This window comes from Maritalea sp. S77 (assembly GCF_049801075.1).
Lineage (GTDB): Bacteria > Pseudomonadota > Alphaproteobacteria > Rhizobiales > Devosiaceae > Maritalea.
The window spans coordinates 1-14,568 of record NZ_JBNAGG010000009.1; the positions used below are offsets into that span (position 1 = coordinate 1).

Genomic DNA, 14,568 nt, shown 5'->3' on the forward strand with positions numbered 1-14,568 from the left:
CCACCTTCGCGGATAGCGAAGCGCAACTGATCTTCCATCGCGATTGGTACGATCAACTCAACATTGACCTCAACACGGTCACCAGGCATCACCATCTCGGTACCTTCTGGCAAAGTCACAACGCCGGTCACGTCAGTTGTACGGAAGTAGAACTGTGGACGGTAGTTGGTGAAGAATGGTGTGTGACGACCACCTTCGTCTTTGGTCAAAATGTACGCCTCACCAACAAATTTGGTGTGAGGTGTTACTGAACCTGGCTTACACAAAACCTGACCACGCTCAACTTGCTCACGGTCAATACCACGGATCAAAGCACCAATGTTGTCGCCTGCTTCACCGCTATCAAGCAGCTTGCGGAACATTTCAACACCAGTAACAGTGGTCTTTTGTGTGTCTTTAATGCCAACGATCTCAACTTCTTCGCCAACATTGATGATGCCACGCTCAACACGACCGGTAACAACTGTACCACGGCCTGAAATTGAGAACACATCTTCAATTGGCATCAAGAATGGCTGATCTTTTGGACGTGCTGGTGTTGGAACATATTCGTCAACAGCAGCCATCAACTCAAGAATCTTGTTCTTGCCGATTTCGTCGTCACGACCTTCCAAAGCAGCCAAAGCAGAGCCCGCTACAATCGGAATATCGTCGCCTGGGAATTCGTAAGAAGAAAGAAGCTCACGAACTTCCATTTCAACCAATTCCAAAAGCTCTTCGTCGTCAACTTGGTCAACTTTGTTCAAGAAAACAACCAATGCAGGAACGCCAACCTGACGTGCCAACAAAATGTGCTCACGTGTTTGTGGCATAGGGCCATCAGCTGCGTTCACAACCAAGATGCCGCCATCCATTTGAGCCGCACCAGTGATCATGTTTTTCACATAGTCAGCGTGGCCTGGGCAATCAACGTGTGCGTAGTGACGGTTTTCTGTCTCATACTCAACGTGGGCTGTTGAAATGGTAATACCACGGGCTTTTTCTTCAGGTGCCTTATCGATCTCGTCAAAAGCTGTACCTGTACCACCAGAGGCCTCTGACAATACTTTCGTAATCGCAGCGGTCAATGTTGTCTTACCATGGTCAACGTGACCAATAGTCCCAATGTTTACGTGCGGTTTCGTCCGCTCAAACTTTTCCTTCGCCATGCGTATAATCTCCGTTCGCTTAGCATCCGGCTAATTATTTAAACACGGGACAGGTCCCCTGCCGGAATTCGTTGCGTCTATTAACCCAAAATTTCCAAAGACAAAAGCCCTAATTTTCATCTTGTGCAAAGCCAATGCTTATTCATGCAACTTTGCCGAGTGGTCAGGGCTTTTTTACTTATAATTTCCAATCCGCTCGATCAAAAAATCAAAGAATTTATCGCGATCCACATCATAGGCCCATTGCGCATTAGCAGGCTGATCTGTCACGCCCCAAAAATCTACTGCGGTGTGCCCGCGTGTCAACGCGCTTTGCATCTCAATGGCGATATGACAGGTCTTCAATTTGAACAATTCTGGCTTCAGCATCCAAGCAACCGTGCATGGATCATGAAGCGGCCCACCTTCAGCACTATATTTTGCGGCATCATACTGACCAAAAAACTCAAGCATCCCAGCGCATGATTTCGCCACATCGCCGCCCAGCGCGTTCAGCCGATCAACAATCTCCGGGCTGGTCATCACTTTATGGGTCACATCCAATCCAAACATAATGATTGGCCGCCCGCATTTCATCACAATATCGGCGGCATGTGGATCAACATAAATATTAAACTCTGCCGAAGGCGTCACATTGCCCGCCTCAAAGGACGCGCCGCCCATAATCGCAATCTGCTTAATCTTCACCGCAATATCAGGCGTTTTCTTCAGTGCCATGGCCAAATTGGTCATCGGCCCTGTAACCACCATCTCAACACTATCATCCGCAGCGGCGCGCAAAGTATCGATGATAAAATCAACGCCATGTTTGCTTTGTTTCGGCAGGCTTGGCTCAAAAAAGGCGATACCATCAATGCCCGTTTCACCATGCACATATTCTGCCGTGAACAAGGGTTCGACCATAGGCCCCAAACAGCCTGCAAAAACTGGCACATCCTTACGGCCCGCCATTTCCACCAAGATGCGGCAGTTAATTTCCGTGCGTGCCAAAGGTACATTGCCGCCAACGGCCACCACCCCCAGCACATCAAGCTCCGGCGCATTCAAGGCCAAAAACAACATCAACGCATCGTCTTGGCCGGGATCGCAATCCAGAATGACAGGACGTTTTGAAAGGGAAGAAGAACTCATTGGCATCACTCAGTTGGTATTAAAGTTGCGTCATCATAACGAGACGCCTAGATGACGCAATCTCATATTTGACCGAATGAACAAAGAATCTTTGCCTACATGCATTTCTTGCATTTGGTGGCGTAAGGAATGGCGTCCAAACGCTCGTCAGAAATCTCATCGCCGCACTCAATGCAAACGCCAAAGGTACCATTTTCGATGCGGGTCAGCGCATGTTCAATGTGTTCAAGCTCTTCCTTGCCCGCATTGCCAAGCCCTTCAAGCATCTCATCATCTTCGCGCTCCACCGCACGCTCTTCAGTATCGGCGTTGGGCTCGTCATCCAGCTGATCCTCAATATTATGCAAACGCACATCCAGCTCTTTTTGACGCGCCAATAATATCTCTTTGTAGGCCTCAATATCACGCATAAGTCACCTCTTATTTGGAATGAGACAAACTTGCCATCAAACGGCCTGCGCCAAATTGATCTGGCGCAAGCCCAATACATATTATGCTTTTACGGGCAAAAACATGCCGAAGCGATAGCCGCGTGAGCGTTGCATGGACAGCAAGACGATCACTGTCAGGCCAAACATCAACACATCCCCCACTGGCGAAGCAACCCAAACACCAAGCTCACCCATAAAGCGAGGCATGATCAACAAGAGTGGCAGGCCAAACAAATAGTTGCGGGCAAGCCCCAAGATCGCGGCACGTTTGGCATCGCCAATCGCCTGGAAGTAACCGGACAACACATTGATCGGCGCACCAAGAAAGAAGAACATCACCAATATCGGCAAGATCCGCACCACCTGTGCAATCATCGCTGCATCATCAACAAACACATCAGCAATGGCGCCAGCTTGGCTGATAAAGATGATTTCCATCGTCAACGCATAGAGCACCGCAATCGTGAGCGCCACGCGAACACTCGCATTCACCCGCTCCGGCATTTGGCCACCAAAATTATTGCCAACAATCGATTGGAACGCCATCGACACGCCAAGCAGTGGCATGAACGAGAAGGTCATAAGCCGGGTGATAATCCCATAAGCCCCCACCAATTCCTCATAATTCGCTGCGTCGACAGATTTCAGCATGGCAACCACCATGCCAGCAACCAACGAAATCGACAGGAAATTAAGGCTAAGCGGCGCACCAAGAGCAAAATTTTCCTTGGTTAAATCGATGAAAATTGAACGCGGTGGAAGGCTAAACCCAAGCTTGGAACCACCACGCAACCGAAAGCCCATCAGCAGCGCCAAGGCCAACAATTGCGCTGCAACAGTGCCCCACGCAGAGCCAGCAACCCCCCAATCCCACAATCCGATAAAGATGTAGTTGAAGATCATGTTGAACAGGGTCACGCTGATTGACATAAGCGCCATAACGCCCATCTTGCCTTCACTTCTCAACGCATCAAATTGCACGGAGAGGACAAACAATAGTGGCGATGTAAACATCAGAATGGACATATAAGTCCACGCCATGCGCGCCAACTCATCATTGCCTTCCGTCACCCATGCAACCAATCGCTCACCACCAAACACGAAAAACACCATCAGCAGCGCCGCCATGCCGATGCCCAGAATATTGGCCACCGCAAAGCTTTGTGCCGCACCGTGCAAATCATTGGCGCCAAATCGTCGCGCCACGATGGAGGCAAACCCGTTCGAGATCATATTGCTCATAGCAATGATCAACATTTGCAGCGGAAACATCATTGTCACCGCTGTAAGCGCCGCCGCCCCAACATAGACGCCCAGAAAATAGGCATCCACCAGATTGAATAGCCCATTCACGGCCATGATCAGCACGATTGGCGCTGCGGTTGTCACAAACAGTTTCCCAATCGGTTGGGTCAAATATTTATTATCTTCAATCGCTTGCGTGGTCATTTTGACTCACTTTCTTGATTTTCGGATGCCGATAAAGGGTCAAAAGCTACCTCAGAAATTTGCACAATGTGATGCCGCAAACCCTCTGGCCAATCCGCTATAATGTTGAAAAAATCATCTTTCTCTGCCGCAAAAAGCGCTCGAATGGCGTCTTCATAATTCGGCAAATCCCCGGCAACTGCGGTCATCAATCGATAGGTCGATTGCTGCGCGCTCCGTTGTTCAGCTTGTGGGTCAGCCGCTTTCATCGCCTCGCCCACCAAACGCCGGAGGGTGATGGATGCCCCACCCCGCTGCTGTGCCAACCATTCCCAATGCCTTGGCAGCAAAGTCACTTCTTTGCTCACCACGCCCAGTTTTGGACGACCAGGCTTTTTCACCTTGGTTTTGGGCTCAATCGGTTTCTGCTGCTTTTCCAGACGCTCGAAAACCTCTTCCATGCTGCCACGCAAATCCACCTCAATCGGCTGTGATTTCTTGTGGTCAAAAATCAGAATGAGATCATTTGGGTGCGCATCATGATGGCGCTTCACTTCGTGCACCACCTCCGCCAACGCGCCGGTGGCAATCAAGTTGGAGCCGACAAACGCCGCGCTTAATTGATCGGGTGAATAATACATCACAAGTTCCTTTCGTTGGCAGGCGTTTTACCCGGGTAATTTAAAAGAGTCAATATTACCCGGGTAAAATTTTAAAATACAAAAAAGAGGGCCGCGACTGCGACCCTCATAAGCAAAATACCAATGTTTTTAGCTATTTAGCGCATTCACCAGAAACGGCAAGCTTCGATCAAATCGATAGTCCAACGAAAAATGATTGTCCGGAAATTCTTCGTAAATATGTTGCACCCCGCGCTTTTCAAGATGGTTGTGCATTTGCCTCGCCGGATAGACCATGTTGAACTGATCCTTGTCACCGCAATCAATCCACAAGCCTTTGAGCTTTTTCAAATTTTCTCCAAATTCATCAAGCATGACAATTGGATCATAAGCCTTCCAAGCGCTCCATTGGGCCTCATCCAACTCACAAGTGTGCAGATCAACAGGCAAACTCACACCGAAATAGGCCTCCGGATCAGGAGCATAGCTAGCACCCATTGCCAACAACATCAGCGCATGAATGTCGTCCCCTTTATAATGGGGCCCCTTATCAAACGCCTTAAGGAAAGTTTCAAAGCTCATGTCGTGCGGCGCCAATGCGCGAAGCGCTTTCGGCATATCGGGCAAAAAGACCCATTCAAAGCCCATGTCGGCGGAATGAACCCCCGCCGCAGACCAAACATCAGGATATTTCAAAGCATGATACATGGCACCATAGCCGCCCGATGAGCGACCAAACACACCCCGCCGCCCCGCGCCGCCACAGCCAATTTTCCCCTCAATGGCTGGCAGCATGTCTTGAATGAGAAAGTCTTCCCAACGGCCAACCGCGGCTGAATTGACATATTGATTGCCGCCTAAACCGGTGAAGCCATCTGGCATGGCAACAACCACAGGCGGCAAAGTCCCATCAGCAATCAAACGATCCAAACGATGCGGCAGGCTTTCACCAAAATTGCGCCAATTCGCATGGGCAAGCCCACTGCCCGTAAATCCAGCAAGATCCACCAACAACGGCAAACCTTTGCCATCATGGCCATAGGGCACATAGATCAACACATCGCGATGATCAGCATCGCCAAGCATATTTTCAGCCAAGGCCTTGGATTTGATATTGATGCGATGGAAATTGCCATCTGGCGTGGTCTTATTGTAGGGCATAAAAAAACCTTGGATTTGAGGATCAATCGCGACGATCCTATCAACCCAAGGTCAAACTTCAACTGGCATCTGAACCTAATTTACAAGTGCCAACACACCCTCTTCGCGCTCAACCGAAGAAATGCTTGTCACCACGCGGTTGCGGCCTTTTGCTTTGGCATAAAACAAGCGATTGTCTGCCTTCGCAAACACTTCGGCGGGCGTCATTCCTTTTTCAAAATGGGCAACACCAATACTCGCGGTCATTTCCAACCCTTGCGCCAATTCGGCCCAATCAAACTGCTCGATTGAAGCGCGCAAGCGTTCACACACATTGTAGATTTGCGATGGCGTTGAACCATTCAAGATCAGCGCAAACTCTTCTCCGCCAATACGACTAATTAGATCTGTGCCGCGACAACATTCAGTCAAACGCTTCGCCACCTTGCGCAACACTTCATCACCCAAAACGTGAGAAAATGCATCATTCACCGCTTTAAAGTGGTCCAAATCCAGCACGGCGATGGCATATTTGGTTTTGCTGCGCGTTTGCAGCACTTCCATGTGCTGATCAAAAGCACGTCGATTGGCCAATCCAGTCAACGGATCTGTCAATGCCTCTTCTTTCAAGCGCGCCATATCGCTTGAGGCGTCTTGCAACAGGCCTTTAACGCGCTCCATCTCACGGTTAAGCTCGTCAACTTTGCCCTGCCAATGCCCCTTCTCGGCCGTGCGCTTGCGGTATTCATTGTGAAATTTCTTATGCATATCGAGCGCAGACTTGTAGTCGCCAGAAGCTTCATATGCATTGCCCAAACGGCGCACAGCATTTGCGTAATTATCAGCAGAGGTAATATTCTTGGCCGCATCAATTGCTTTATTGCCTGCTTCCAGTGCAGCTTCGATATTGCCGCGTTTTTGCTCAAAATCACAAACGGTATAATAAAGGTGCACCCAGTTACCCGGCGTCGCAATGTCCTGCATTTTATACCAGTTTTTGATGCAGCGCTCCGCCTCATCAAATCGACCAAAGTCGGCCATAAACTCAGCCAAATTTGCAGACCCAACCAACTCAACCCGGCGATTGCCACATTCGCGCGCCAATTCGATTGCTTGCTCGGTCTGTTCTAGCCCCTTCGCCAAATAATCTTTATGGGCCTGCTTATCGCCCTTCTCCAACATGGATTCGCCAATGCGCGTGCTCAACAATCCCAAATGCAAAATCAACGTGGCTTGAACGCGCTTCAGATCATAGCGATCTGCAATCATCAAGGCTTCATCCAACATGGCACGCGCTGCCGCAAAATCATCTGCGAAAATCATGGCAATCGCCTGCAGATCCATTGACTTGAGCAATACGTCCGCCTGCTCTGGCTCTGTCGCCATTGAGATCGCACGCGATGCTTCCTGATAACTCTCAGAATCAAGGCCCATTTCAATCAGCACATTTGCGTAAACAGCACGCGCCCGCGCCTCCCGCACTTGGTCGCCGCGCTTTACAACACGCTGCAAAATCCGCTGAACATACTCAATTGCCTCTTCAGTGCGTCCAAGCCAGCCAAGCGCCATGGCGCACTGAATGCCAGCATCGCAAAACGCATCTTCATGCGCCCCGTCAGCCGCCATTGCAAACGCCTGCTGGGCCAGCTTCAGCGCATTATAAAAATCGCCGGTCTGCCCGTATTCCAGTGCTTCCGAAAGAATTTCTTCTATCTCAAACTGAGCTGACGTTTCTGCACTCATGAGACATAACTCCATTTAACTCCCCCGCAGCGTATCGCATGTCAATAAACAACTGCTTAAAATACGCTGCCCGGTGCGGCTCGATTTGGCGCACTCATTCATTTTTTCATGATGAAATAGGCGAAGTTCTTCCACGTTTAATGAACTCAATAGTTAAAAGTCGAAACATGAGAATCAGTATCAAGATTACGACAGCAATTTCAGCAACTTACTAAAGTATAAATTTATGGGCACAAGCCGAAACGCGGCAAGAAGGCGTTAACCCAAGCCAAACCTTATAGATAGAAGTAATAACAAAGAGCCTAAGCGCTCTCTGCAATTCCAGCTTGATCTGGAGCCGCTTTGCAGGTTTGTCCCCGGCCATTGGATTTGGCGCGATATAGCGCTTCGTCTGCACTGCGGATCACAGTTTTCGCCGTCATCGCATCATCCGGCCACCAAGCGACACCGATGCTGGCACCCACCGCCGCACGGCCATTATCAAACACCACATCTTCACACACGCTCTCGATCAGCGTGTCGCAAAGCATCATTACGCTCTGCTCATCAAGCCCATCGCGTAGCAAAATAATGAATTCGTCGCCGCCCACCCGAGCTGCCATGCCTTTTTCGCCAATAACTGCAGCAACTCGTTGTGCCACGGTCCGGATCACAGCATCACCCGCCTGGTGTCCAAATGTGTCATTCACCGCTTTGAATTTATCAAGGTCCATGCACAAAATCGCGCAGCGATCTAACGCTTCTTCTGCAATAATCTTGTCCAGCTCATTGTCGAATTGCAAACGGTTGGGCAACCCTGTCAAAGCATCATGCTGCGCGAGGAAACGGTTCTTTGCCTCACTGGTCTGCACGCGATGTGCCACACGGCCATAAAGCAACGCAATCGCCCCAAGCCCGGTCGCCACAACGCCGAGTATAGCAAGAACCACTGGCACCACTTGGTTCCAAATATTTTGTGACGGCTGCGCCACAGTCCAGCTCGCCACAATCGGAATCTCATCCGTTCCGCCAATTCTAAGCGTCGTGGCACTGGCAGGCGCTTCGCTGGCTGGCTGGATGGTAAAATCTTTAAGGCCGAGCTGACTGGAAATGTCGTTAAACAAGTCCGTAGAAAGCGCGTGGAAGGTCAGTAGGATCTTCGGGTTTCCGTCCGGGATCGCCAATTCAAAATCCGGCACAATCGCCTGCGCCACCACAATCCCGACTTGTCCTTCAACTACACGGAAATCCGCCACATAAAGCGGGGTGTCGCCGTAAACCGGGTCACCAAAAGTGGCAAAGCCGTCCCCACGCGCCTTGCGCAATTCGAAATAACGCTGCGTCGCGCCATCAATTAAGTCTCGCTGAGTATCGATCAGAAACTGAGCGTCAGTTGTCGCCATCAATTCCCCTTCAAAAATCGACAATTCTGGCGCGCCACTTTCATCGACTACAGCCACATAGGGAACAAAATTATCTTCCCAGAACCACTCCTGCAGTTCGTCTTCAACGAACTCAAGGTCCAGCTCACCGCCATAGAAAACATCAACACTATCATCCCAATAGGAGATTTCGGACTGAACCGAAGCGCCATATTGCTCCTGCAGCAACGCTTCATTGCGCACCAAATGGCTTTCACCATCCCATTGCACTTTGTTGGCAACGCTGCCAGCAACATTCAAAATGTAGATATTGGAGAATGCGAACGCCAAAACAATCAGCGCACTAATGGCATAAATGCCCAGCGCCAGATTAAATTTCCGCAAGATATTGCTCAAAGCCATAATTTCCCCCAACCCGAATTTCGCGCACTATAGGGGGCCAACCTTGAATCTTTGGCTAAATAAACTGGTTGTTAAAAGCTTAATAGCTCGGGAGCCACCAGCAATTGGCGCCCACTTCAACAAAAGCTGAACAGGCAAACAATTTTCAGGGAAAATCGCCGAGGAGATTTGGAGCGGGTAGCGGGAATCGAACCCGCATATTCAGCTTGGAAGGCTGCTGCACTACCATTGTGCTATACCCGCAACGCAAGCTGAATGGTGGAGGGGACTGGATTCGAACCAGTGTAGCCTAAGGCGCCAGATTTACAGTCTGGTGGTATTAACCACTCACCCACCCCTCCAAGCATTTCAGCACTCTTGAAGAAAGAGTCTTGTCAATTTCGTGACGAAACCAACGGCGCGATTTATGGTCACCAAGCCCGCTTCTGTCAACACCCAATCTGTTGTTTTTTTGTGGTTCTTTCCACTTATGTGAAGTTTTCTTCTTCCCCTCGCCCAATCTGTGCGATTGTTGCTGGACCCAAAGCCACAAAATCGCTACGCCATATTTATGAACCAGAAAAAACGCTTCGACCCCAAAACTTACAAAAAACGCCCAAATAGGCGCCTTCCGGCTGATGATGGGCAGCTCTATATCTATGGGCTGCATCCCGTGATCGCCGCACTGGCCAATAAACAGCGTTTTAAGCACACGCTATATGCAACCCCGAATGCGCTGGCCAAATTGGAAGAGGCCGGGGCAGACATTTCGGCTAAAATCAAAGACGTCACGCCCAAAAAGCTGGATGAAATGCTCGGCACCGATGCCGTTCACCAAGGTGTAGCGTTGCATGTTAAGCCGATTGAGCGAGATGTGCTGAAAGATTTGCACGAAAAATCGCTGGTTGTGGTGCTGGACCAAGTTACCGACCCCCACAATGTGGGCGCGATCTTGCGCACAGCTTGCGCCTTTGGTGCCGACGCTGTGATCACCACCATGCGCTTTGCGCCGCAAGAAACTGGCGTTTTGGCCAAGTCTGCCTCTGGGGCTCTCGATTATACATCTCTGATCGAAGTGAAAAATCTAGGCAACGCCATTCAAGAACTCCGAAATCACGGTTTCACCTGTCTTGGTTTCGATTCGGAAGCCGAAACGGCGCTAAGCCCTGCCCTGCAATCAGACAAGTTGGCGATTGTTTTAGGTGCAGAGCATAAGGGCCTGCGCCAACGCACACGCGAATTGTGCGATCAAATGGTCAAGCTGGACATGCCGGGTCCGATCAAATCGCTCAACGTATCTAACGCAGCGGCAATTGCCCTATTTGCTGCCACCTCGCGGCAAAGCGCAGAATAGACTCATGAGCCTTCTGTTCGAAGAACTGGACTATTGCCCCACCCCCATCGGCGCCCTCAGTCTAAGGCGTCGCCGAGATCCGGCACTGAATGTTGATGTGTATGAAATCATGCTGGGGCAAGATTATTTGATGACCAGCCTCTTCACTGATTCTGAAGTGGCCCTGGGCAAGATGGGCGTAGCGGCGTGTGATGGCGATCAACTTGATATTGTTGTGGGCGGCCTCGGCCTTGGCTACACCGCCGAAGCCGTGTTGGAGAACGACAATGTCAGCACCCTTTTGGTTGTGGATTATCTCGCCCCTGTGATCGAATGGCACAAGTCCGGCATTTTGCCCATGGGCACGAAGGTTGCCGCCGACCCTCGCACCCGACTTGTCGAAGGAGATTTCTTCGCACTGGCCGCAGGCAACGGTTTTGATCCAGACCACCCTCAACGGCAATTTGATGCGATCCTCGCCGATATTGACCACGCACCCGACAATTTGCTCGATGACCGCAGCGACAGCTTCTATCAACCAGCTGGCTTACAAGTGCTCAATAAACACTTGAAGCCAGGCGGCATATTCGGGCTATGGTCTAATGAAGCCCCTGATCAACGCTTCCTCGACCGCCTCAACGGTGCATTTGCCACAGCTTGGGCCGAAAAGGTCGAGTTCTCCAATGAAGCGACCGGACAAACCTTCATCCAGACAGTTTACTTGGCCCGCAAAAAGTCGGATTAAGACTCAAACACGGTCACTTATCTGAATATCTTCATATTTAAGGCAAATCTAAAATTTGATGTTCAGGTTTTGGGCGCACCAAACAAAGATTTAAGCGGATTGAGAGTTGGCAGCACGTTCACAGACATTTTTTGCTTGCAATAGATCGCAATCATAATCGAACGAAAAATTTGGGCAATCGCTGTCCCAATTGCCGCTCCAATGATTCCAAAAAACAAAATCAACGTCACGGATATGACCACATTTGTAATCAACGCGACAAATGAAATAACGACACTCTGGCGCGCATAGCCAGTGACAATAAGCAGATTTGCTGCGGGGCCAACCAGCGATTTACCCAAAATCCCAATGCCAATAACCAGCATGATCACTTGGCCTGACAAGAATTCCTCACCAAACATTGAGAGCAGCAGCGGTCCTGATAGTAGAATTAGCACTATAGCAGGCACTGTAAGCCAAAATGTCCAACTCGATGCTGTGGTAACCTTGCGCCGCAAAAAGTCTGCATCCCCTCCTGCATGCGCAACCGAAAACTCCCGGGCAAACACAAACATAAAGGCGTAATGGATAAAATTGGTGATCGCCATAACGCGCAGCGCAGCAAAATAAATCGAAATCTCCGCAGGCGGCACCATAAAGCCTAATATCACTACGTCCGACCAATAAAAAAGCTCCTCTACCCCTGTGATCACAACCAAGGGCAAAGACGCTTTAATCCACATCATCTTTAGACGTTTCAAACGTTTAGGCGCAACTTTTTGCTGGGTCTTGTTGATAGAACGCCACAAAACGGCGCCTTGCATCGCTACCAAAAGCAGCGTTGAAAGAATCACAGCTGCCAATGCTACTTCCGCAGTTAGCTGGACACCCGCAAAGCGCAGCCCAAACAAGATTGCCATCACCGCAATGGGGCGCAAGACATAACCTGGCACAATGCCGAGGAGGTAACGACCATGCGCGCGGGCCACACCTTCCACATATAATTCAAGCGCTAGAACGGGTAGCCCCACCAACAACACGATGACCGAGCCATGCATCTGCTGGTTGAGCTGATCTTGCGCAAACAAGAAAATGAACGCCAAGCAGACAGAAGTAATTGCGCTTGAGGCAAGAATAAACTTCATGCCATGCCGCATAAAACTATATGCAAGCAGGGTTCGGCCGTGCTCTAGATATCGCGGCAAATATTTGACGATACTCTCGTCAAAACCCATAACTGCTATGTGGGTTAGAATTACCTGCCATGTCCAAAACGTGACAAATATTCCATAGTGCTCAATTCCCAGATTCTGGGCGAGAAAGATTTGAAGTAGGTAGGCGAACCCAGCCGCAAGTACCCGCGCCAATAGCGCCGACATGGCCTGCAGCAATGCTGTTGCTTGAATAATTCGTGAATAAAGGCTGCGAGAAAAACTCAGGACGCTATCGAACAAATCATTCAGCCCTTGAATTCAACTGCTTTACCGACTGCAAAGCTTTCAATACCCGCGTCCGCGCCGAAATTGGCATTCGATTAAATAGCAGCTTAAAACGTGGTCGCAAAGAAAGCTGCCAGAAAACTCCCCAAGCGTATCCCTTGATACTTCTTGCCTGAACATAGCTAGCGAGCGGCACCTGCATGTTTGACCAGCTATCCTTGTAGTTTGCGGGTTCAGCGAGCAAATCATACTTCTCTAAACCAGTCTCGATCGCCCAATTCAGTGTTTCCTCCATCTGAATTTTGCCTACAGATAGATCCCGCTTGCCCCAATCAAAAGCGCCAATATATGCGTAATAATGCCCCAATTGGACAAAACCGATTTCAATGGCAACAGGATTGCCATCAACACTCAAAACACCTGCAACGGCACCTTCTCGTGCGTCGCCCTCACCTGGTAATGCTGAGATAAACTCCTCATAACCGGGAACCAAAAATTTTGAGTCGTTTCGCCCGGTGAGATTTAGCCACTCACGTTTCATACGAAATGCTTGGCTCACCATTTCGGAATATTCGGGTTGCGCGCCCCAATAAACTTGGAATTTTACATTGCCTGTTTGATCCAGCTTTTTTCGACGCTGCTTTCGTCGCTTCCGACTGTTTTTCGATAGGCCAGATTGGGTTTGCTCGAAACTATCAATCTCACTCAGGTCAAAAATAGACGCCACTTCGTCCACAGGTGTCACGTGACCTAATTTGTTCGAAACGCGCGCCAAAACCGAAGGTTCAGGTACTTTCGCCAAACCCAGCAAATCCTGACTCCCAATCTGGCTAGACGCATCGATCAGCGCGTCCGTATCTTCCACGGAAAAGTTGTTCGTATCCGCAAGAATGTTGCTGTATTCCACATGAGGATACCCAAGCGGCACAAGCGTTTTAACGCCAAATTTTTCGCGGATTGACATAAGCGGCCAAACCGCAACCAGAACTTCATCGCGGCGAGCACAAAGAATGTGCGGAGTTGCTTGATCTAGATACTGCCCAACATTTTCCCACCAGCTTATGCACCACGCATAGGTTTGAAAATACGTAAAGTCTGGAGCGCCTGCTTGCCCCAGCGCGGTCCACTCCCTTTCTAGGGCATACATCTGATCAATATTTTGCACATCTTCGATATGCAAATTGTTGGATTGTTTTCGCAAAAATCACTCCGCCAAAGGGGCGCCCCAATTGTAAACTCGCCAGTCTACTCAACGAGTCATTGCCTATTCCTTGATGGACACGCTAGCCACCTAACCTCACGATCTCGTTAAAATTTCAATTAACTGCAACCAAAACGTGTGCTTTTAGAATTAGGGTTAAGAATTTTGATTTTGAGAATCGTCACTTGAAAAAGCGAACTCGCATTTCTGCGGAACAAAGATGAATGTGCGAAACCAGATACCTAGAAACCAAAAAACTAATAGGCTACCGCCGCAACAAGTCATCTGAACAAAACATCCCAACGCAAAACCGCCAAGCGCAGCAACGCTCTGGTTAGACTTGGCAACAGCAAAATGTAGGGGAAAAATGGTGCCGGTTGAGAGACTTGAACTCCCGACCCACTGATTACAAATCAGATAAAAATATATATATTTCAATGACTTAGCAGTCGGAAAGCTGGCAATTTGGCGGGTTTTTGCGGCATTTT

The 14,568-nt window shown here is 49.5% G+C and carries 12 protein-coding genes and 3 tRNA genes; 2 read left to right on the forward strand and 13 right to left on the reverse strand.

What is annotated here, in order from left to right:
- The 10 genes from tuf to ACP15Y_RS16980 all read right to left on the reverse strand — a co-directional run.
- A partial coding sequence (gene tuf / locus ACP15Y_RS16935; RefSeq protein WP_424984296.1) for an elongation factor Tu occupies positions 1-1,148 on the reverse strand: 1,148 nt, incomplete at its 3' end.
- 174 nt (positions 1,149-1,322) lie between these two features.
- On the reverse strand, positions 1,323-2,279 hold the full coding sequence (locus tag ACP15Y_RS16940) for a nucleoside hydrolase (protein WP_424984297.1): 957 nt from the start codon (positions 2,277-2,279) through the stop codon (positions 1,323-1,325).
- A gap of 95 nt (positions 2,280-2,374) precedes the next feature.
- Positions 2,375-2,689 (reverse strand): TraR/DksA family transcriptional regulator, encoded by a 315-nt coding sequence (locus tag ACP15Y_RS16945; RefSeq protein WP_424984298.1) that lies wholly within the window; start codon positions 2,687-2,689, stop codon positions 2,375-2,377.
- A gap of 81 nt (positions 2,690-2,770) precedes the next feature.
- A complete protein-coding gene (locus ACP15Y_RS16950; protein ID WP_424984299.1) occupies positions 2,771-4,159 on the reverse strand; it encodes an MATE family efflux transporter in 1,389 nt (462 codons plus the stop codon).
- Positions 4,156-4,779, reverse strand: coding sequence for a DUF2239 family protein (locus tag ACP15Y_RS16955; protein WP_424984300.1), 624 nt, complete (start codon positions 4,777-4,779; stop codon positions 4,156-4,158). The genes ACP15Y_RS16950 and ACP15Y_RS16955 overlap by 4 nt, the downstream gene beginning before the upstream one ends.
- 129 nt (positions 4,780-4,908) lie before the next feature.
- Positions 4,909-5,919 (reverse strand): alpha/beta hydrolase, encoded by a 1,011-nt coding sequence (locus tag ACP15Y_RS16960; RefSeq protein WP_424984301.1) that lies wholly within the window; start codon positions 5,917-5,919, stop codon positions 4,909-4,911.
- Positions 5,920-5,994: 75 nt separating this feature from the next.
- Positions 5,995-7,641 carry a diguanylate cyclase gene (locus tag ACP15Y_RS16965; protein ID WP_424984302.1) on the reverse strand — a complete coding sequence of 549 codons (1,647 nt, stop codon included), beginning with the start codon at positions 7,639-7,641 and terminating at the stop codon, positions 5,995-5,997.
- 302 nt (positions 7,642-7,943) lie between these two features.
- On the reverse strand, positions 7,944-9,404 hold the full coding sequence (locus ACP15Y_RS16970; RefSeq protein WP_424984303.1) for a diguanylate cyclase domain-containing protein: 1,461 nt from the start codon (positions 9,402-9,404) through the stop codon (positions 7,944-7,946).
- A gap of 169 nt (positions 9,405-9,573) precedes the next feature.
- A tRNA-Gly gene (locus ACP15Y_RS16975) sits at positions 9,574-9,647 on the reverse strand.
- 13 nt (positions 9,648-9,660) lie between these two features.
- Positions 9,661-9,745: transfer RNA gene (locus tag ACP15Y_RS16980), tRNA-Tyr, on the reverse strand.
- 209 nt (positions 9,746-9,954) lie between these two features.
- Between ACP15Y_RS16980 and rlmB the strand changes: the two genes are divergently transcribed.
- Positions 9,955-10,737 (forward strand): 23S rRNA (guanosine(2251)-2'-O)-methyltransferase RlmB, encoded by a 783-nt coding sequence (gene rlmB / locus ACP15Y_RS16985; protein WP_424984304.1) that lies wholly within the window; start codon positions 9,955-9,957, stop codon positions 10,735-10,737.
- A 4-nt stretch (positions 10,738-10,741) separates the two neighbouring features.
- Positions 10,742-11,461, forward strand: coding sequence for a spermidine synthase (locus tag ACP15Y_RS16990; protein WP_424984305.1), 720 nt, complete (start codon positions 10,742-10,744; stop codon positions 11,459-11,461).
- A gap of 62 nt (positions 11,462-11,523) precedes the next feature.
- Here the strand turns inward: ACP15Y_RS16990 and ACP15Y_RS16995 are convergent, their stop codons facing one another.
- The 3 genes from ACP15Y_RS16995 to ACP15Y_RS17005 all read right to left on the reverse strand — a co-directional run bounded on the left by ACP15Y_RS16995 (position 11,524) and on the right by ACP15Y_RS17005 (position 14,542).
- Positions 11,524-12,585 (reverse strand): polysaccharide biosynthesis C-terminal domain-containing protein, encoded by a 1,062-nt coding sequence (locus ACP15Y_RS16995; RefSeq protein WP_424984306.1) that lies wholly within the window; start codon positions 12,583-12,585, stop codon positions 11,524-11,526.
- Between the two features lie 310 nt (positions 12,586-12,895).
- The gene (locus ACP15Y_RS17000) at positions 12,896-14,080 is read right to left on the reverse strand and encodes a GNAT family N-acetyltransferase (RefSeq protein ID WP_424984307.1); all 1,185 of its coding nucleotides are present in this window, start codon (positions 14,078-14,080) and stop codon (positions 12,896-12,898) included.
- A gap of 368 nt (positions 14,081-14,448) precedes the next feature.
- Positions 14,449-14,542 (reverse strand) — tRNA-Leu (locus tag ACP15Y_RS17005).
- Between the last annotated feature and the right edge of the window lie 26 nt (positions 14,543-14,568).